The sequence below is a fragment of the Pradoshia sp. Z5_111 genome (assembly GCF_058267535.1).
Genome location: NZ_JBZCPQ010000007.1, coordinates 110,996 through 130,084 on the forward strand (window position 1 = coordinate 110,996; position 19,089 = coordinate 130,084).

At 38.8% G+C, this 19,089-nt stretch carries 18 protein-coding genes; 17 read left to right on the top strand and 1 reads right to left on the bottom strand.

From position 1 onward, the window contains the following. The first annotated feature begins 222 nt into the window (after positions 1-222). The 17 genes from gpr (at position 223) to AC4D4A_RS15025 (ending at position 18,317) form a co-directional block, all read left to right on the top strand. Entirely contained in the window at positions 223-1,314 is a 1,092-nt protein-coding gene (gpr, locus tag AC4D4A_RS14945) for a GPR endopeptidase (protein WP_490996679.1), read from the top strand. A 71-nt stretch (positions 1,315-1,385) separates the two neighbouring features. Beyond that, positions 1,386-2,558, top strand: coding sequence for a stage II sporulation protein P (gene spoIIP, locus AC4D4A_RS14950; RefSeq protein ID WP_490996615.1), 1,173 nt, complete (start codon positions 1,386-1,388; stop codon positions 2,556-2,558). A gap of 25 nt (positions 2,559-2,583) precedes the next feature. Then, positions 2,584-2,916: a DUF3679 domain-containing protein gene (locus AC4D4A_RS14955; RefSeq protein ID WP_490996616.1), complete on the top strand. Its 333-nt coding sequence runs from the start codon at positions 2,584-2,586 to the stop codon at positions 2,914-2,916. A gap of 159 nt (positions 2,917-3,075) precedes the next feature. Next, positions 3,076-4,911 carry a translation elongation factor 4 gene (lepA, locus tag AC4D4A_RS14960; RefSeq protein WP_066105279.1) on the top strand — a complete coding sequence of 612 codons (1,836 nt, stop codon included), beginning with the start codon at positions 3,076-3,078 and terminating at the stop codon, positions 4,909-4,911. Positions 4,912-5,006: 95 nt separating this feature from the next. Then, entirely contained in the window at positions 5,007-6,137 is a 1,131-nt protein-coding gene (hemW, locus tag AC4D4A_RS14965; RefSeq protein WP_490996617.1) for a radical SAM family heme chaperone HemW, read from the top strand. A gap of 115 nt (positions 6,138-6,252) precedes the next feature. After that, complete coding sequence (hrcA, locus tag AC4D4A_RS14970; protein ID WP_490996618.1) at positions 6,253-7,287, top strand: heat-inducible transcriptional repressor HrcA; 1,035 nt, start codon at positions 6,253-6,255, stop codon at positions 7,285-7,287. A gap of 63 nt (positions 7,288-7,350) precedes the next feature. Beyond that, positions 7,351-7,932, top strand: a complete 582-nt coding sequence (gene grpE, locus AC4D4A_RS14975) for a nucleotide exchange factor GrpE (protein WP_490996619.1) — start codon at positions 7,351-7,353, stop codon at positions 7,930-7,932. A 41-nt stretch (positions 7,933-7,973) separates the two neighbouring features. Continuing rightward, positions 7,974-9,800 carry a molecular chaperone DnaK gene (dnaK, locus tag AC4D4A_RS14980; protein WP_066105268.1) on the top strand — a complete coding sequence of 609 codons (1,827 nt, stop codon included), beginning with the start codon at positions 7,974-7,976 and terminating at the stop codon, positions 9,798-9,800. A 155-nt stretch (positions 9,801-9,955) separates the two neighbouring features. Then, positions 9,956-11,077 (top strand): molecular chaperone DnaJ, encoded by a 1,122-nt coding sequence (gene dnaJ / locus AC4D4A_RS14985; RefSeq protein WP_490996620.1) that lies wholly within the window; start codon positions 9,956-9,958, stop codon positions 11,075-11,077. A gap of 21 nt (positions 11,078-11,098) precedes the next feature. Then, complete coding sequence (gene prmA, locus AC4D4A_RS14990; protein WP_490996621.1) at positions 11,099-12,037, top strand: 50S ribosomal protein L11 methyltransferase; 939 nt, start codon at positions 11,099-11,101, stop codon at positions 12,035-12,037. Positions 12,038-12,240: 203 nt separating this feature from the next. Beyond that, positions 12,241-12,987, top strand: a complete 747-nt coding sequence (locus tag AC4D4A_RS14995) for a 16S rRNA (uracil(1498)-N(3))-methyltransferase (protein WP_490996622.1) — start codon at positions 12,241-12,243, stop codon at positions 12,985-12,987. Between the two features lie 5 nt (positions 12,988-12,992). Then, positions 12,993-14,348 (top strand): tRNA (N(6)-L-threonylcarbamoyladenosine(37)-C(2))-methylthiotransferase MtaB, encoded by a 1,356-nt coding sequence (gene mtaB / locus AC4D4A_RS15000; protein WP_490996623.1) that lies wholly within the window; start codon positions 12,993-12,995, stop codon positions 14,346-14,348. Positions 14,349-14,588: 240 nt separating this feature from the next. Continuing rightward, on the top strand, positions 14,589-14,762 hold the full coding sequence (gene rpsU, locus AC4D4A_RS15005; protein ID WP_066105253.1) for a 30S ribosomal protein S21: 174 nt from the start codon (positions 14,589-14,591) through the stop codon (positions 14,760-14,762). A gap of 15 nt (positions 14,763-14,777) precedes the next feature. Further along, complete coding sequence (locus tag AC4D4A_RS15010; RefSeq protein WP_066105252.1) at positions 14,778-15,227, top strand: GatB/YqeY domain-containing protein; 450 nt, start codon at positions 14,778-14,780, stop codon at positions 15,225-15,227. A 154-nt stretch (positions 15,228-15,381) separates the two neighbouring features. Next, positions 15,382-16,698, top strand: a complete 1,317-nt coding sequence (locus AC4D4A_RS15015; RefSeq protein ID WP_490996624.1) for an NfeD family protein — start codon at positions 15,382-15,384, stop codon at positions 16,696-16,698. 31 nt (positions 16,699-16,729) lie between these two features. After that, the gene (gene floA, locus AC4D4A_RS15020) at positions 16,730-17,728 is read left to right on the top strand and encodes a flotillin-like protein FloA (protein ID WP_490996625.1); all 999 of its coding nucleotides are present in this window, start codon (positions 16,730-16,732) and stop codon (positions 17,726-17,728) included. 37 nt (positions 17,729-17,765) lie between these two features. After that, positions 17,766-18,317: a YqfB family membrane protein gene (locus AC4D4A_RS15025; RefSeq protein WP_490996626.1), complete on the top strand. Its 552-nt coding sequence runs from the start codon at positions 17,766-17,768 to the stop codon at positions 18,315-18,317. Between the two features lie 156 nt (positions 18,318-18,473). On the opposite strand, the gene AC4D4A_RS15030 is transcribed toward AC4D4A_RS15025, so the two are convergent. Next, the gene (locus AC4D4A_RS15030; RefSeq protein ID WP_490996627.1) at positions 18,474-18,980 is read right to left on the bottom strand and encodes a DUF1648 domain-containing protein; all 507 of its coding nucleotides are present in this window, start codon (positions 18,978-18,980) and stop codon (positions 18,474-18,476) included. Positions 18,981-19,089 lie beyond the last annotated feature (109 nt).

Genomic DNA, 19,089 nt, shown 5'->3' on the forward strand with positions numbered 1-19,089 from the left:
TATTCTAATCAAATAACATTCACAACATATGATATTCTATCAAAATGTATGTCTTTATGCAATACTCAGATGCATCAAATCAAAAAAAACCATCGTGATAAGCGGTTTTTTCTGTGTAAACAACGCTCTTTACATATTAAAAGAATGAGAAGGAAGAAATACGGGAAAAATAGCTCCTAAAGATCATTTCATGGGGGTAATCATTTGAATAAAGATTTAGATATGAGTCAATATCAAATAAGAACTGATTTGGCTATTGAGGCTAGGGAACTGGCTATTCCGCTATCTGACGCTCCGAACACATCGAATATCGAAGGTGTTATTTTTAAAGAGCGAGAGATGGATGGGATTAAATTATCGCATGTTGAAATAACGAAAGAAGGCGAAAAACAGGTAGGAAAAAAGCCTGGCTTTTACATAACACTGGAAGTTCAAGGAATTCGTGAGCAGGATTCTGAGCTGCAAAAAAAAGTCGAGGTTGTGTTTGCTAAACAACTGGCCTATCTAATAGACAGAGTTGGATTAAAAAAAGATGCACATTGTCTTGTTGTAGGATTGGGAAATTGGCATGTAACACCGGATGCTCTTGGTCCGACGGTAACGGATAATTTAATCATAACCAGGCATCTGTTTAAATTCCAGCCTGAATCTGTTTCTGAAGGATTTCGTCCGGTCAGTGCCATCTCGCCAGGTGTTATGGGTGTAACGGGAATTGAAACCAGCGATATTATTAAAGGAATCGTAGACAATATTCATCCTGATTTCATCATTGCCATAGATGCACTGGCAGCTCGTTCTATTGAACGTGTAAATACTACCATTCAAATCACAGATACCGGAATCCATCCTGGATCAGGTGTGGGCAATAAACGGAAAGAACTTAGTAAGGAAACATTAGGGGTGCCAGTTATCTCGATTGGTGTACCAACAGTGGTGGATGCTGTATCGATTACCTCTGATACAATTGATTATATATTGAAGCATTTTGGACGTGAATTAAAAGAGGGAGACCGTCCTCGCCGAGCTCTTGCTCCGGCCGGGATGACATTTGGAAAGAAACGTAAATTAACAGAAGAAGACTTACCGGAAGAAGAACACAAAAAGACATTTCTTGGGATTGTAGGCACATTATCCGATGAGGAAAAGAGAATGCTGATTCGTGAAGTGCTCGCTCCTTTGGGACATAATTTAATGGTTACACCTAAGGAAGTGGATGTATTCATAGAAGAAATGGCAAATTTGATAGCCAATGGTATGAATGCAGCTCTGCATGAGGCTATAAATCAAGATAATACAGGCTATTACACACATTAATCTCCAAGTACGGTTCTAGTTACTCTATCAAAGCATACAATTTACTAGAATGCTTCTGAAAGGGTGGAACCATGAAAGCAAAAAAACCTAGTTTTGTCGTAGTTGCACTTCAAGCAGCCACCATTATTCGTTTCATACTAATCATACTTGTTACGATGGTTTTTATATTTTTAATAACCGGATTATTGACATCGCTTAAACCAGAATTTCGACCAAGTTCAGATTCGGTGAATGAAGCGACCGGACAAGTTCCTGGTAAAATTTTATATAAATATTTAGGACAAGGGAATAAGTACTTTTTGCAATCATTCCCCGAAGAGGAGACAGAGTCTGTTTCGAGGCAGATTTTCCACTCATTGACAAATATCTCGTTAAATGATCCACGGAGTCTACTGGGACATGAGCTACCGGGATATTCCTTGTTTGATGGGGAGATTTTAGTGGCAGGTGAGGGTACTAATTACACAAATATGCCAATTGAGTCTCCTCCATCAGAGGAAGCTATGGAAAAAGATACAGAGACTGAGGAAATCGTGGATGAAGAAGAACCTGTTAAAACAGACCAGGCTGGTACTCAGAAAACGAAAGAAGAAGTGATGTATATCTATTTCTCACATACAAGGGAATCGTATCTTCCTTTATTAAAAGGTGTGACAGATATTAATTCAGCCTTCCATTCTAAAGCAAATGTAACGCTTGTTGGTGAAAAACTAAAGAAGTCGCTTGAAGCGAAAGGTATTGGGACAAAGGTAGATAAAACAGATGTTAATGCCATATTGAACAAGAAAGGGCTGCAATACGGCAGTTCATACAGTCAGTCGCGAAGTCTTGTTCAAGAGGTTATGGCTAACGATAAAAACATAAAATATTTTATTGATGTTCACCGTGATTCTCAGCGAAAAAAAGTGACGACTATTACGATAAATGGAAAAGCGTATGCTAGATTATGCTTCATTATTGGCGGAGAAAACCCAAACTATGAACAGAACTTAAAGCTGGCAGAGGAGATGCACAAGAAAATTTCAGAAAAATATCCTGGTTTAAGTCGCGGTGTTTTTGAAAAAAGAGGTGCGGGGACGAATGGGAAGTTTAATCAGGATTTATCCGGAAATGCTATGTTAGTTGAAGCTGGTGGGGTGGATAATACATTGGACGAATTAAATGCTTCCATGGAAGTGTTGGCTGATGCATTAGCTGAGCATTATTGGGATGCCGAGCCAGTACAGGGAAATGCTCGGAATTGAGAAATAATTAAAGGAGAATGTCATGATGGGTAAATTTATTTTAAAAATAAGTATGCTTCTTTTCCTCCTTCTCTTCGGGGTCATCCTAGGGATGCAGCTGGCCAATCAAAATATGAAAAAAATGCAGGGATATGATGATCCAAAAATGTATGAAGCCTTTACAATTGATCAACAGGATGACGGAGACATTAACGCTACGGTTCTTGGAAATCAGGTTTCGACAACTGACCTGGAGGAAAAGAAAAAGGAAATGGAAGAATGGAAGGCATTTAATGTTTTATCCAGTGTAGGGAAAGGCATATCTGATACCTTAACAAGTTTATTTAAAGGGATGGCAGGAATGATTTCAGATGAATAATATAATCCAAGCGAGCTCGTACGGAGCTGAATAAAACTCCGCGAGCTTTCTTTATTTATATATTTAATTCCCTCATTTCTCCTAAACCGTTTACGGTTTGAATTTATTTCTGCTATAATCAGTAATATCTGTGTTTTGAAAGTAACAGGAGTGAACAGAATGAATAATCAGGAACGGCTAAAACGACAAAGTAAAATCCGTAACTTTTCGATTATTGCCCATATTGACCATGGGAAATCGACATTAGCGGACAGAATATTAGAAAAAACGAATGCTCTTACTTCCAGAGAGATGAAAGACCAGCTTCTTGATTCCATGGATTTGGAAAGAGAGCGCGGAATAACAATCAAATTGAATGCTGTTCAATTGAAATATAAGGCGAAAGACGGCGAGGAATATATTTTCCATTTAATTGATACTCCGGGACACGTGGATTTCACGTATGAAGTATCCAGAAGTTTGGCAGCGTGTGAAGGTGCTGTGCTAGTGGTCGATGCTGCACAGGGAATCGAAGCGCAAACTTTGGCCAATGTTTATTTGGCACTAGATAATGATCTGGAGATCTTGCCAATCATTAATAAAATAGATTTGCCTAGTGCTGACCCGGAACGCGTTCGTGGTGAAATTGAAGATGTAATTGGGCTGGATGCATCTGAAGCTGTTCTTGCCTCTGCTAAAGCTGGTATCGGGATTGAAGAAATCCTCGAACAAATTGCGGAAAAAGTACCTGCACCAACTGGAGATCCCGAAGCTCCTCTGAAAGCATTGATTTTTGATTCAATCTATGATGCATATCGTGGAGTCATCGTATCCATTCGAGTGATGGAGGGAACAGTTAAACCGGGCGATAAAATCAGAATGATGGCGACCGGTAAAGAATTTGAAGTTCTCGAAGTTGGTGTCCATACTCCAAAAGCAACTCTATGCGATGAATTAACGGTAGGGGATGTTGGCTTCCTGACAGCTGCCATTAAAAATGTCGGCGATACACAAGTCGGGGACACAATCACCAATGCCAAAAATGGTGCAACAGAACCATTACCGGGGTATCGTCGTATGAATCCGATGGTTTATTGCGGTCTATATCCAATTGATACAGCAAAATTTAACGATTTACGAGAAGCGCTTGAAAAACTTGAGCTAAACGATTCTTCCTTGCAATATGAACCAGAAACCTCTCAGGCGCTTGGATTTGGTTTCCGTTGCGGATTCCTTGGATTATTGCATATGGAAATTATCCAGGAAAGAATTGAACGTGAATTTAATATTGATTTGATTACAACGGCACCAAGCGTAATTTATAAGGTTAAGATGACAGATGGCAGTGAGATTAATATCGATAATCCATCTAACATGCCTGACCCGCAAAAGATTGAAAGTATTGAGGAGCCATATGTAAAAGCTACCTTGATGGCACCAAATGATTTTGTCGGTGCGATTATGGAGCTTTGTCAAATGAAGCGTGGGAATTTCATCGATATGCAATATGCTGATGAGAACCGCGTAACAATCATTTATGAACTGCCATTATCCGAGATTGTTTATGATTTCTTTGACCAATTAAAATCCAATACAAAAGGATATGCATCTTTTGACTATGAGTTAATTGGCTACCAAGAATCCAAACTGGTTAAAATGGACATCTTATTAAACGGTGAAACCGTTGATGCATTGAGCTTTATTGTTCATAGAGACTTTGCATATGAGCGTGGAAAAATTATTGTAGAAAAGTTGAAGGAGCTTATTCCTCGACAACAATTTGAGGTGCCTATACAGGCAGCGATCGGCAATAAAATTATTGCACGTTCTTCGATTAAAGCAATGAGGAAGAATGTACTTGCAAAATGTTACGGTGGAGATATTTCACGTAAACGTAAATTATTGGAGAAACAAAAAGAAGGTAAAAAACGCATGAAACAAGTTGGTTCTGTAGAAGTTCCACAAGAAGCGTTTATGGCAGTTCTGAAGATGGATGATTCCAATTCAAAAAAATAAAATAGTAAGAAAAGCAGGCCAGACATTTTTGTTCTGGCCTCTATTTTATTATGATAGATATAACGTTTTTTTGATCTTAGAAAGGGGTGTTGGAATTGGTTAAAAGTTTATATATCCACATTCCATTTTGTACACAAATATGTCACTACTGTGATTTTAATAAATTTTTTATTCAGAACCAGCCGGTGGATGAATATATCCAAACGTTATTGACTGAGATGGATTTATATAATCTGTCTCAAAATGAACCATTATCCACCGTTTTTATTGGGGGAGGTACTCCATCTGCTTTAGAACCTCTGCAGCTGGAACAATTGTTATTTTCCATGAAAGAAAAAGTTACGCTTGCGCCAGGGTATGAATACACAGTTGAGGCAAATCCTGGGGATTTGTCAAAGGAAAAATTAAGAATTATGAAGGAAGCGGGCGTTAACCGATTAAGTCTGGGTGTTCAATCCTTCAACGAAGAGCTATTGAAAAAGATTGGTCGTGCGCACAACGTCAAAGATGTGTATGAAACCATTGATATGGCTAGAGAAGAAGGGTTTGACAACATTAGCATTGACTTGATTTATTCCTTGCCAGGTCAAACACTCAGTGATCTGGAGGATACAATAGATCGCGCTTTACAATTAAACCTTCCGCATTTTTCGGCTTACTCATTAATTATTGAACCGAAGACTGTGTTTTATATCATGCTCAATAAAGGCAAATTATCCTTACCTGGTGAGGATGCTGAAGCAACTATGTATGAATATGTGATGGAACGTTTAGTAAAAGCGGGCTACGATCAATATGAGATTTCAAATTTTGCAAAAAAAGGATTTGAAAGCAGGCATAACCTCGTATATTGGAACAATGAAGAATACTATGGGCTTGGTGCTGGTGCTCATGGATACCTCGATGCTGTCCGTTATCATAATCATGGACCCTTAAAGAAATATATGAATGCTATTCAGGATGGCAGGAAGCCGATCGTTGAACAAGCAACTGTTTCTAGAAAGGAACAAATGGAAGAAGAGATGTTTTTGGGGCTTCGAAAAATGGAGGGAGTTTCTCTGGAGCATTTTCAAAAGAGATTTTCTGTAAACATAAATGACGTATTTGGGGAAACAATAAAAAGAATGGTTTCAGAGGGGTTATTGGAGCTGGTAAACGGAAGAGTACGACTGACACATCCGGGTAAATTAATGGGGAACGAAGTGTTTCAGGCATTTTTATTATAGTTTAAAAATGAGTGAGAAAACATAATCATAACCGTTGACACATAACGACGGTTTTGTTACTTTATTTATAGACTTAGCACTCAGTAGTAAAGAGTGCTAACAGGGGTGATTATCGATGTTAACAAATAGACAACTGGCAATTTTACAGGTGATCATCGATGATTTTATTTCTACCGCCCAACCTGTGGGGTCCAGAAATATTTCCAAAAAAGAAGGCATTTCGCTAAGTTCTGCCACAATTAGAAATGAAATGGCTGATTTAGAGGAAATGGGGTATCTCGAAAAAACACATACCTCTTCAGGGCGTATTCCCTCTGAAAAAGGGTATCGGTACTATGTGGATCATCTTGTATCACCTCAGCAGCTGCAAAAGGATGATGTTCTTAAGCTTAAATCTGTTTTTAAAGAGAGATTATTTGAGTTAGAGAAGATAGTGCAACGTTCTGCCGGCATACTATCCGAGATTACAAATTATACGGCGATTATGCTGGGACCTGCTGTTCTAGAGAATCACTTACGTCGAATCCAAATTGTACCGCTTGATACAAATAAGGCAATTGCTATCATCGTGACGGATACTGGTCATGTTGAAAATAAAATGATTTATCTTCCTCCAGGATTTGATATGAATGAAATGGAGAGAGTGGTAAATATCCTGAATGATCGCTTGAGAGGTGTACCATTGGTGCAGCTGAAAGATAAGATATTCAGGGAAGTAGCTGTACTATTAAAACAGCATATTACAAATTATGATATGGTTCTGCAAATGCTGGCAACATCTCTGCAATTGCCAGAGAATGAGAAACTTTTCTTTGGCGGTAAGGCGAATATGCTAAGCCAACCTGAATTTCATGATATTGAAAAAGTAAAGGCAATCTTTAAAATCATGGAACAGGAAAGAGACTTGTATGAGTTGGTCAGTAAAACACATGAAGGAATCAATGTGAAAATAGGCACCGAAAATAATAATATGGCGCTTGAAAACTGCAGTATTATAAGCACTACCTACTCCATTGGAGACGAAAATCTTGGAACAATAGCTATTCTTGGGCCAACTCGGATGGATTATTCCAGAGTGATGAGTTTATTGTCATTTTTCGCGAATGACTTAACTGAGATGCTGACCAAACAGTATCAAAATAAAAAGTAACGGTAATAGTAGTAATACTGCTTTAACGTATATAGAACAACACTTTCAGGGAGGTGAGAAGCAGTGTCTGAAAAAAATCAAGAAAATATTGAAGAAATATTTGATGAAGCAGAAGAAAATAAAATGAATGATACAGCCTCTGAGGAAACCACTGGAACAAGTGAACCTGTTGAGGAAGCTTCCGAAAATGAAGGGGATAGCAAAGTAGCTGAACTAGAAAAAAAATTGCAGGAAGCTGAAGCAAAATATGTTCGTCTTTATGCAGATTTTGATAACTATCGCCGCCGTGTTAAATTGGATGCTGAAGCAGCGCAAAAATACAGAGCTCAGTCTCTTGTAACAAACCTATTGCCTGCTTTAGATAATTTTGATCGGGCGATAAATAGTACAACTGAAACAGATGAAACAAAACCGCTTCTTCAAGGAATGAATATGGTTTTAACAGGTATTTTATCTGCCTTGAAAGAAGAAGGTGTAGAGGTAATTGAATCAGTAGGTAAAGAATTTGATCCTCATGTTCATCAGGCAATTATGCAGGACAATAACGAAGAATACGGTTCAAATATCATTGTGGAAGAATTCCAAAAGGGTTATAAATTAAAAGACCGGGTTATTCGACCATCAATGGTTAAAGTGAATCAGTAATCAAACACATAGGCTACATATTAATGGGAGGTAAAAAGTAAATGAGTAAAATTATTGGTATTGACTTAGGAACTACCAACTCTTGTGTATCCGTATTAGAAGGCGGAGAACCAAAAGTTATTCCAAATCCAGAAGGTAATAGAACAACTCCATCTGTTGTTGCATTTAAAAACGGAGAACGTCAAGTTGGGGAAGTAGCAAAACGCCAGGCTATCACAAACCTGAATACAATCAGCTCCATCAAACGCCATATGGGTACAGATTACTCAGTAAATATCGAAGGAAAAGATTACTCTCCACAAGAAGTATCTGCGATTATTCTTCAATATTTAAAATCCTATGCTGAAGAATACCTGGGAGAAAAAGTAACAAAAGCTGTTATTACAGTACCTGCTTACTTTAATGATGCTGAACGTCAAGCAACTAAAGATGCTGGCCGTATTGCTGGTTTAGAAGTAGAACGTATTATTAACGAACCAACTGCTGCTGCATTAGCGTATGGTTTGGATAAAACTGAAGAAGATCAAAAAATCCTTGTATTCGACCTTGGTGGCGGTACATTTGACGTATCCATCCTTGAGTTAGGTGACGGTGTATTCGAAGTACGCTCTACTGCTGGTGACGCACGTCTTGGTGGAGATGACTTCGATAACGCAGTAATGGAATATTTAATCGAAGAATTCCGCAAAGAAAACGGAATCGATCTATCTAAAGATAAAATGGCTCTTCAACGTTTGAAAGACGCTGCTGAAAAAGCGAAAAAAGATTTGTCTGGTGTAACATCTACACAAATTTCCTTGCCGTTCATCACTGCGGGTGAAGCTGGTCCATTGCACATGGATTTAACATTAACACGCGCGAAATTCGATGAAATCACTGCTTCTTTAGTAGAAAGAACAATGGGACCTACTCGCCAGGCTCTTCGTGATGCAGGCTTGTCTCCAGCTGAGATTGATAAAGTTATCTTAGTTGGTGGTTCTACTCGTATTCCTGCTGTTCAGGAAGCAATTAAAAAAGAAACTGGTAAAGAGCCTCATAAAGGGGTAAACCCTGATGAAGTTGTTGCTATGGGTGCAGCAATCCAAGGTGGAGTTATCTCCGGAGACGTTAAAGATGTTGTATTACTTGATGTAACTTCTTTATCTCTTGGTATTGAAACAATGGGTGGAGTATTTACTCGTTTAATCGACCGTAATACAACAATCCCAACTAGCAAATCTCAAATCTTCTCTACAGCAGCTGATAACCAAACAGCAGTAGATATCCATGTTCTTCAAGGAGAACGTCAAATGGCAGCAGATAACAAAACACTTGGTCGCTTCCAATTGACTGATATTCCACCGGCACCACGCGGAATCCCGCAAATTGAAGTAACATTTGATATTGATAATAACGGTATCGTTAATGTACGTGCAAAAGATCTTGGTACAAATAAAGAGCAGGCGATTACGATTCAATCAGCTACAAGCTTAAGCGATGAAGAAATCGATCGCATGGTTAAAGAAGCGGAAGAAAATGCAGAAGCAGATAAAAAACGTAAGGAAGAAGCTGAATTACGTAACGAATCTGATGCTTTAGTATTCCAAACAGAAAAAACATTAAAAGATCTTGAAGGTAAAGTAGAAGAAGCTGAAGTTCAAAAAGCAACAGAAGCTAAAGATGCTTTAAAAGCAGCAATTGAGAAAAATGATCTTGCTGAAATGAAAGAGAAAAAAGAAGCATTGCAGGAAATTGTGCAAGCTCTTAGCGTGAAACTTTATGAGCAAGCTGCTCAAGCTGCGCAACAACAACCAGGTCAAGATGGTGCGGGCAAGGCTGATGATGTCGTAGATGCAGAATTTACTGAAGTTGACGACGACAAAAAATAATGATTGAACGTAAAAAGTCAAAGTCAGGATCTCCTTGACTTTGGCTTTTTTTAACAGATTGGACATTTTCTGTTTATATTGCGCCGCAGCTTAGTCAAGTGGTACAATGATTTTTATGTGAAACGACGGATTAAATAGAATCAGGAGTGTGAGGAATGAGCAAACGGGATTATTATGAGGTGTTGGGGGTTGGCAAAAATGCCTCGAAGGATGAGATAAAAAAAGCATATCGCCGCCTTTCCAAGCAATATCATCCTGACCTCAATAAAGCAGCAGATGCTACGGAAAAATTTAAAGAGATCCAGGAAGCTTATGAAGTGTTAAGCGATGATCAAAAGAAAGCAAGATACGATCAATTTGGCCACGAAGATCCAACACAGGGATTTGGTGGAGGCGGAGCTGGTTTCGAAGGCTTCGGTGGCTTTGAAGATATATTCAATTCTTTCTTTGGCGGAGGGGGAAGAAGAGATCCAAATGCTCCCCGTCAAGGTGCAGACCTGCAATATACAATGACATTATCATTTGATGAAGCTGTATTTGGTACAGAAACGACCATTGAAATACCGAAAGAGGAAGAGTGTGATACATGTAAAGGGTCAGGAGCAAAACCTGGCACAAAACCGGAAACATGTTCTCATTGTAATGGTACAGGCCAATTAAATGTAGAACAAAATACTCCATTCGGACGAATTGTAAACCGCAGAGTATGTCAACATTGCAGTGGTACAGGAAAAATTATTAAGCAGAAATGTGCTACCTGTCATGGTAAAGGTTCTGTGAAAAAACGGAATAAAATTCAAATCAAAGTACCTGCAGGTGTTGATGATGGTCAACAATTGCGTGTTCCTGGTAAAGGTGAGCCGGGTATTAATGGTGGCCCTCCGGGAGACTTGTTTGTTGTCTTCCAAATCAGACCGCATGAATTCTTTGAGCGTGATGGTGACGATATTTACTGTGAAATGCCTATTACCTTTGCACAGGCTGCATTGGGTGATGAAATCGAAGTTCCAACCATGCATGGTAAAGTGAAACTGAAAGTTCCGGCTGGAACACAAACAGGTACTCGCTTCCGCTTAAAAGGAAAAGGTGTTCCTAACGTTAGAGGATATGGTCAAGGTGATCAGCACATCCGTATTTTAGTTGTAACGCCAACAAAATTATCCGATAAACAAAAAGAATTAATTCGCGAATTCGCTGAAATCAGTGGTCATGGACAATTAGATGAACATGATGAAGGTTTTTTTGCGAAAGTTAAAAGAGCAATAAAAGGTGAATAAACAGGTAGGAGTTGGTAGAAAATGAAATGGTCCGAATTATGTATTCATACAACGAATGAAGCGATCGAACCAATATCGAATATATTACATGAGGCTGGTGCAAGCGGGGTAGTGATTGAAGATCCGCTTGAATTGGTTCGTGAAAGGGAGAATGTATTCGGAGAAATCTATCAACTTAATCCTGCTGATTTTCCTGAAGAAGGCGTACTTATTAAAGCTTATCTCCCTGTCACAAGTTTCCTTGGTGACACAGTAGATGGCATTAAGGACCTTATCAATAATCTAATAAAATATGATATCGATCTAGGTCATAATAAAGTAACCATCAGTGAGGTTAATGAGGAAGAATGGTCTACTGCATGGAAAAAGTATTACCATCCAGTAAAGATTTCGGAACAAGTCACAATCGTTCCGACGTGGGAGGAATACACTCCGGTTCATACAGATGAAAAAATTATTGAATTGGATCCAGGCATGGCATTCGGTACAGGTACACATCCTACAACTGTACTTTGTATTCAAGCACTTGAGAAAACAGTCAAACCTGGGATGAAGGTGATTGATGTAGGGACCGGTTCGGGAGTTCTTACCATCACTGCTGCAAAATTTGGTGCTGAGTCCATTTTAGCGCTTGATTTGGATGAGGTGGCTGTGAACAGTGCCAGGGTGAATTGTAAATTAAATAAGGTCCATGATAAAGTTACAATTAAACAAAATGACCTTTTAAAAGGAATTGAATTTGAAGCAGATATAGTGGTAGCCAATATATTGGCTGAAATTATTGTACGTTGTACAGATGATGTAGCGAGAGTGCTTAAACCAGGCGGAACCTTTATATCTTCCGGCATTATCCAGCAAAAACGCCGGGAAGTTGAAGAAGCTATTCAGAAATCCGGACTTGTAATTGAGGATGTCATGACAATGGAAGACTGGGTCTCTATTACAGCTCGTAAATTATAAGTCTTACTTGATTTAAGAGAAATCACCACTTCAGGTGGGTGTTTAGAGTATAGTGGGAGCTCAAACTCCCACTATACTTAAGTTAAGGACTAAACGCGGAAGGCAGGAATTTCGTAAGGGATTATTAGGCAGACGCCTAAACGTTTTTCCGCCGCAATAATGCTATAGTCGTTATTGATTTTAAGGATAGAAAGGTGCAGGCCATGCAGAGATATTTTATTGAGAAATTAGATAATCAATTTGAAGTGACGATAACCGGAGATGATTTTCACCATATGACCCGGGTCATGCGAATGAATCCAGGTGATACATTTTATGGGGTTATTGATAAAAAAACGGCGATCGTCAAAATTGAATCCATTCAAGATAAAGCTCTGACTGGCCGCATTATTGATTGGATAGAAGGAACAAAAGAACTGCCCATTCAAGTAACTATTGTGAACGGTTTGCCTAAAGGGGATAAACTAGAATTGATTATCCAAAAAGGGACAGAATTGGGTGCAAATACCTTTATCCCTTTTAATGCAACTCGTTCTATTGTAAAATGGGATTCTAAAAAGGCTGCAAAGAAAACAGAACGGCTTCGGAAAATAGCGAAGGAAGCTGCAGAACAATCCCATCGGACTGAAATACCAAGTGTTTACGATCCTGTAGATATTCGCAGATTGTTAGATCTTGCTGAAAGCTATGATTATAAGCTGGTTGCTTATGAAGAAGACGCTAAGCAAGGGGAATCTTCGCAATTGGCGAAAACAATTAGAGGGATGGTACCAGGGCAGTCTCTTTTAATGGTATTTGGCCCTGAAGGCGGCTTAGATACCGCGGAAGTGAACCAACTTTTAGAAAATGGCTTTCAAACATGCAGTCTTGGACCGCGTATTTTACGTACAGAGACTGCTCCTTTATACGCATTGTCAGCAATATCATATCAATTAGAATTAGCGAGGTGAAGGGAATGGCAACTGTAGCGTTCCATACATTAGGATGTAAAGTGAATCATTATGAGACAGAAGCGATATGGCAGCTGTTTCAAGCTTCAGGATATGAAAGAGTCGATTTTGAACAACGCTCGGATGTTTATGTAATTAATACATGTACTGTTACAAATACAGGAGATAAAAAAAGCCGGCAGATTATTCGCAGGGCCGTACGTAAGAATCCTGATGCTGTTATTTGTGTAACGGGATGTTATGCACAAACTTCACCGGCAGAAATCATGGCAATTCCAGGAGTGGACATAGTTGTCGGAACACAGGACCGTGATAAATTAATAGGTTATATCGATACGTATTTAACTGAAAGACAGCCTATTAATGGCGTAAGAAATATCATGAAAACGAGAGTTTATGAAGAAATGGATGTACCTGCTTTTACAGATCGTACGCGTGCGTCACTGAAAATTCAGGAAGGATGTAATAACTTCTGTACATTCTGTATTATTCCTTGGGCTCGCGGATTGCTGCGCTCCCGTGATCCTCAGGAAGTTATTCGCCAAGCTCAGCAGCTTGTCGCAGCGGGCTATAAAGAAATTGTCCTGACAGGTATTCATACAGGTGGTTATGGTGAAGACTTGAAGGATTATAATCTCGCTATGCTATTGAGAGAACTCGATCAAAAAGTGGCAGGATTGAAACGAATTCGTATTTCATCCATTGAAGCCTCTCAAATAACAGATGAAGTGATTGAAGTATTACGTGAGTCTGATAAAGTAGTGCCTCACTTGCATATTCCGATACAATCAGCTTCTAATACGGTCCTTAAACGTATGCGCCGTAAGTATTCTACTGAATTCTTTGCAGAAAGACTGGAAAGATTGCGTGAAGTACTTCCTGACTTAGCGGTGACATCAGATGTGATTGTTGGGTTCCCTGGTGAAACAGAGGAAGAGTTTATGGAAACATATAATTTCATTAAAGATCATCGTTTCTCTGAACTGCATGTATTCCCTTATTCTAAACGTACTGGTACGCCGGCTGCCCGCATGGAAGATCAAGTGGATGAGGATGTTAAAAACGATCGAGTGCATCGCTTGATTTCACTATCTGAGCAGATTGCGAAAGAATATGCTTCCAGCTATGAAAATGAAGTTCTCGAAGTAATCCCTGAGGAACTATATGAGGATGGAGAGACAAAAGGACTATATCAAGGGTATTCCGATAACTATTTGAAAGTCGTGTTCCCTGCAACGGAAGATATGGTTGGAAAGATTGTAAAAGTAAAAATTACAAAAGCCGGATATCCATACAATGAAGGACAATTTGTCCGTGTGATGGATGATATGGTTGAACAAGCTGTTGTTGTTAATTCATAATATTGGGCAGTGGGGCTGGTGCAGATCGCATCAGCCCGTTTCTATTTTTTTAAAATGAGGTATATATAGATAGAAAGAGTGGAGAGTTTAAATCTGTATTATCTAAATCATTCAATTAACCTACACGATTATAGGAATAACAGTTGACCTTGAACGACACATATATTATAATTTGAAGGTACATGGTTTCCTTCTATGTGTAGGAAATTAGAGTTGTTGTGCTCGGAGGGAGGGAAAGAGATGTCTAAAACAGTCGTTAAGAAAAACGAATCGCTTGAAGATGCTCTTCGACGCTTCAAACGCACAGTTTCCAAGCAAGGTACTATGCAGGAAGTAAGAAAGCGCGAATTCTATGAAAAACCTAGTGTAAAACGTAAGAAAAAGTCTGAAGCTGCGAGAAAACGCAAGTTCTAAAAGAGGTGCCCTTAAATGAGTCTTGTTGAGCGTTTAAACAGCGATATGAAACAAGCTATGAAGAACAGAGAAAAAGACAAGCTCTCCGTCATCCGAATGGTGAAGGCTTCTCTTCAAAATGAAGGAATAAAGCTTGGTAAACAAGAATTATCCGAAGATGAAGAGTTAACCGTACTTTCTCGCGAATTAAAGCAACGCAAAGACTCCCTCCAGGAATTTGATAAAGCAGGACGCCAAGATTTGGTCGAAAAGCTTCAATCAGAAATCGAGATTGTCGAGGCATATTTGCCACAGCAATTATCCGAGGATGAGTTAAATGCGATTGTTACTCAAGCGATTGCCGAGACGAATGCCACTTCCAAGGCTGACATGGGCAAAGTAATGTCTGCTGTCATGCCAAAAGTGAAGGGTAAAGCTGATGGATCTTTAGTCAATAAACTTGTACTGCAAAATCTTACAAAATAAGACGTTTAAAACCCGCAAATTTAATTTGCGGGTTTTTTATATCCCGTAAATTAATTATATGATGAATATCTAAGTATTGTGAAACTTATCCATGCAAATAACGTATAATGAATTAAGACGTCAAAAATGGAGAAGAAAGGAGGGGTTAATAGGTATGAGGAAAAGATGGTGGTCAGTTATGATCATCTTTGCATTTTTTTTAATTGGAATTGCAGGTCCACCGTCAGGAAATGCGAATGCTGATAAAGTATACATAGTCCCTTTGCAAGATGAGGTTGAAAAAGGTCTATCTAACTTTCTGAAAAGAGCGATAGCAACCGCTGAGAAGGATGGGGCAGAAGCGATTATATTCGATATTAATACACCTGGCGGGGCGGTAGATGCAGCAGATGAGATCGGTGAAACATTTGCAAATACTAAATTAAAAACAATAGCCTTTGTTAATAACCGAGCCCTATCTGCAGGTGCATTTATTTCTTTAAATGCAGATGAGATTTATATGGTACCCGGTGCAACGATGGGTGCAGCTGCTGTCATAACATCTGATGGAAATGCAGCTGATAAAAAAGCACAATCCTATTGGCTTGCAAATATGCAAAAGGCTGCTGAATCAAGTGGAAGAGATCCGTTATACGCTAAAGCAATGGCTGATGAGGATATTGATTTGCCAGATTATGGAGCGAAAAAAGGAGAGCTGCTTACGCTCACAGCAAGCCAGGCTGTAAAGGTCGGTTATAGTGAAGGTACAGTTGAAAATCAAAAGGAATTATTAAAAACGCTGGGATATGAAAAAGCTGAATTAATTCAATTTGGTGAAAGCTTTGCTGATAAAGTAGCCCGTTTCCTTACGAATCCGATTGTAATTCCTATTCTATTGTCGATTGGTACAATAGGTCTTGTCGTTGAGCTTTATTCACCTGGTTTTGGCTTACCTGGGTTTGCCGGTATTACGTCTCTGTTATTGTTTTTTTATGGACATATGGTATCAGGTCTGGCTGGATATGAACCGTTAATTTTATTTATAGTTGGAATAGCGTTCCTGTTACTGGAATTATTCCTTCCTGGCGGTATTGTAGGAATTATTGGTTTTATGGCAATTATAGCAAGCTTCTTTCTTGCTGCGGGGGATGTGGAGCATATGGCAATCGCAATATTAATTGCATTGATTGCAGGATTTATAGCAAGTGTGATATTAATTAAAGTATTTGGAAAGAAAATGACAGCCTTTAATAGGATTATACTCACAGATTCTACGAATACGGAGAGTGGATATGTTTCTAATATTAATCGTCATGATTTAGTTGGAAAAGTAGGTATTCTTGTCACTGACCTGCGTCCTTCTGGAACACTCTCGCTTGAAGGGGAAAGAATTGACGTGGTAAGTGAAGGTAGTTTTGTAACGAAGGGAACGCATGTCAAAGTAATTAAAACAGAAGGTTCCCGTATAGTAGTACGACCATTAGATTCATAATAATTAGAAGTATGAAGGGAGTTATAAACAAATGGTATTAACATCAGCATCTATTTTTGCTCTTGTGGGCATTGCTTTAGTTATCATTTTATTGGCAGTACTATTCACTTTTGTACCGGTTATGCTTTGGATTTCAGCGATCGCTTCCGGAGTGAGAGTAAGCATCTTTACATTGGTTGGGATGAGATTGCGTCGAGTATCTCCAAGCCGTGTTATCAATCCTTTAATTAAAGCGTCAAAAGCAGGTCTAAATGTAACAACGAATCAACTGGAAAGTCATTATCTAGCCGGTGGTAATGTAGATCGGGTTGTTAATGCACTAATTGCGGCTCATCGTGCCAATATTGATTTGACATTTGAACGTTGTGCAGCGATTGACCTTGCAGGACGTGACGTGCTGGAAGCTGTACAAATGAGTGTTAACCCTAAAGTCATAGAAACGCCGTTTATTGCGGGTGTTGCTATTAATGGGATTGAGGTTAAAGCAAAGGCTAGAATCACTGTACGTGCCAATATTGAGCGTTTGGTTGGGGGTGCAGGTGAAGAGACTGTTATCGCGAGGGTTGGTGAGGGTGTAATCTCGACCATTGGTTCCAGTGAAAGTCATACAACTGTGTTGGAAAATCCGGAACGTATCTCTCAAACTGTCTTAAGTAAAGGTCTGGATGCCGGAACAGCATTTGAGATTTTATCTATTGATATAGCTGATGTGGATATCGGCAAAAATATTGGTGCAGAGCTGCAAACAGAACAAGCAGAAGCAGATAAAAAAATTGCGCAAGCAAAAGCTGAAGAGCGCCGTGCTATGGCGATTGCACAAGAACAAGAGATGAAAGCAAGAGTAGAAGAAATGCGTGCAAAAGTTGTTGAGTCAGAAGCTGAAGTACCGCTTGCAATGGCTCATGCTTTCAAAGCGGGGAATATGGGCGTTATGGATTATATGAACTATCAAAACCTTGCATCTGATACTCAAATGAGAGAATCCATAAGCAAAGCCAACAAAGATGATCGAAATACAGATGATGAATAATTTCCCTATCTGAATGCTGGGAAAGGAGGTCCTGCCCATGAGTTTGGGAGCTATATGGGATAATCCCATTATCCTGTTTTTGATTATAACTTTAATAAGCTGGTTCTTTCAAAGGGATAAAGGTACAGAGAAGCCTGATGAAACGCAAAATAGAAAATATACATCTCCTCCAATAAACAAAAGTGAACCTGTTAAGGGACAATCACAGCCTATTGGTGGGAAACAGGATGATGATATCCGGAAAAAAATTCAGGAACGCGAAAGAGAGATTAAAAAGAAATTAAGCGGGCATCCTGATTTGCAAAGAGAAGCGACCTCTCTAGCTCAAACAATAAAGGAGCAGTATGAGGCTCAGAAAAAGAAAGTAATGCAAGCTGAAAAGCCGGTTGTTATAAAAGAAACCCCGGTTGATGTAAGTGTCCCGAGGGAATTCAAGCCAATAGTTCAAAAAGCAGTAAAACAAGCAACAGAAAGACATGTCAAGCCTTCTAAACAGGGATTTGATGTACGGAACATCAACCTGCAGGAAGCTTTTGTTATGTCAGAAATATTGGGTCCTCCCCGTTCAAAAAGGAAACAGATCAGATAAGAGTTCTATAGTGAATGCAGGCAGAAACTTTTTGAAGTTTTTGTCTGCATTTTTTATCATTACAAATGATTTAATAGGATTATATAGAACAACGCAGAGAGTTTGGTACTCTCTGCGTTTTGTTATTCTATTAATATGAAAAATCAAGGGACTTAGCTATCTGATTTTACTTTGTTTGATTAGGCCAAAAATGATTGGGATAGCACAACCTACTGTTAATATTGGTAAGAACCAGACTCCGAGTCCTCCACCCCATTCTAGTGCTATTGAAACGGATTCAATTATGATTAATGTAAAAATAATGAGACAAATGGCTTTTAATTGATTTATCATTTTTCTGCTATTTAAATAAAATTCTTTAGCATTCTCTTTGTTTAATCGTTGAGGATAATTATGTGATTGGGGGGATTTTTCAATAAATTGCATCAATATAGCAAGAAATGCACCTATTATAGGCAAAATAAGAAGTACTTGCTTTGAATCCCAACGGTCAACTTCGCCTTGAGCATTAAAATGAGCTGGTACTTTATCCGGAAGTTCACCCCAAATATAGATTAAAAAAAGTAAAGATCCAATATAACATGAATAACCAATAGTATCCCATATCCTCTCACTTTTTGTTTTCGGTATGTGTATTTTAGGTCTTGCATTAGATTTTGGCATTCCGGTCAGCTCCTTTAATTACCCTCAATTATATAGTTGAAAGTCCACTTTTACATGATTTAGGTTATTTAATTGAATAGTATGAATTAACTTTCACAAAACATTTTAA

Bases quoted from the DNA above. Each gene is read 5' to 3' on its own strand.
- gpr (WP_490996679.1), top strand. From the start codon at position 223: ATGAGTCAATATCAAATAAGAACTGATTTGGCTATTGAGGCTAGGGAA.
- spoIIP (WP_490996615.1), top strand. From the start codon at position 1,386: ATGAAAGCAAAAAAACCTAGTTTTGTCGTAGTTGCACTTCAAGCAGCC.
- AC4D4A_RS14955 (WP_490996616.1), top strand. From the start codon at position 2,584: ATGGGTAAATTTATTTTAAAAATAAGTATGCTTCTTTTCCTCCTTCTC.
- lepA (WP_066105279.1), top strand. From the start codon at position 3,076: ATGAATAATCAGGAACGGCTAAAACGACAAAGTAAAATCCGTAACTTT.
- hrcA (WP_490996618.1), top strand. From the start codon at position 6,253: ATGTTAACAAATAGACAACTGGCAATTTTACAGGTGATCATCGATGAT.
- dnaK (WP_066105268.1), top strand. From the start codon at position 7,974: ATGAGTAAAATTATTGGTATTGACTTAGGAACTACCAACTCTTGTGTA.
- dnaJ (WP_490996620.1), top strand. From the start codon at position 9,956: ATGAGCAAACGGGATTATTATGAGGTGTTGGGGGTTGGCAAAAATGCC.
- prmA (WP_490996621.1), top strand. From the start codon at position 11,099: ATGAAATGGTCCGAATTATGTATTCATACAACGAATGAAGCGATCGAA.
- AC4D4A_RS14995 (WP_490996622.1), top strand. From the start codon at position 12,241: ATGCAGAGATATTTTATTGAGAAATTAGATAATCAATTTGAAGTGACG.
- mtaB (WP_490996623.1), top strand. From the start codon at position 12,993: ATGGCAACTGTAGCGTTCCATACATTAGGATGTAAAGTGAATCATTAT.
- rpsU (WP_066105253.1), top strand. From the start codon at position 14,589: ATGTCTAAAACAGTCGTTAAGAAAAACGAATCGCTTGAAGATGCTCTT.
- AC4D4A_RS15010 (WP_066105252.1), top strand. From the start codon at position 14,778: ATGAGTCTTGTTGAGCGTTTAAACAGCGATATGAAACAAGCTATGAAG.
- AC4D4A_RS15015 (WP_490996624.1), top strand. From the start codon at position 15,382: ATGAGGAAAAGATGGTGGTCAGTTATGATCATCTTTGCATTTTTTTTA.
- floA (WP_490996625.1), top strand. From the start codon at position 16,730: ATGGTATTAACATCAGCATCTATTTTTGCTCTTGTGGGCATTGCTTTA.
- AC4D4A_RS15025 (WP_490996626.1), top strand. From the start codon at position 17,766: ATGAGTTTGGGAGCTATATGGGATAATCCCATTATCCTGTTTTTGATT.
- AC4D4A_RS15030 (WP_490996627.1), bottom strand. From the start codon at position 18,980: ATGCCAAAATCTAATGCAAGACCTAAAATACACATACCGAAAACAAAA.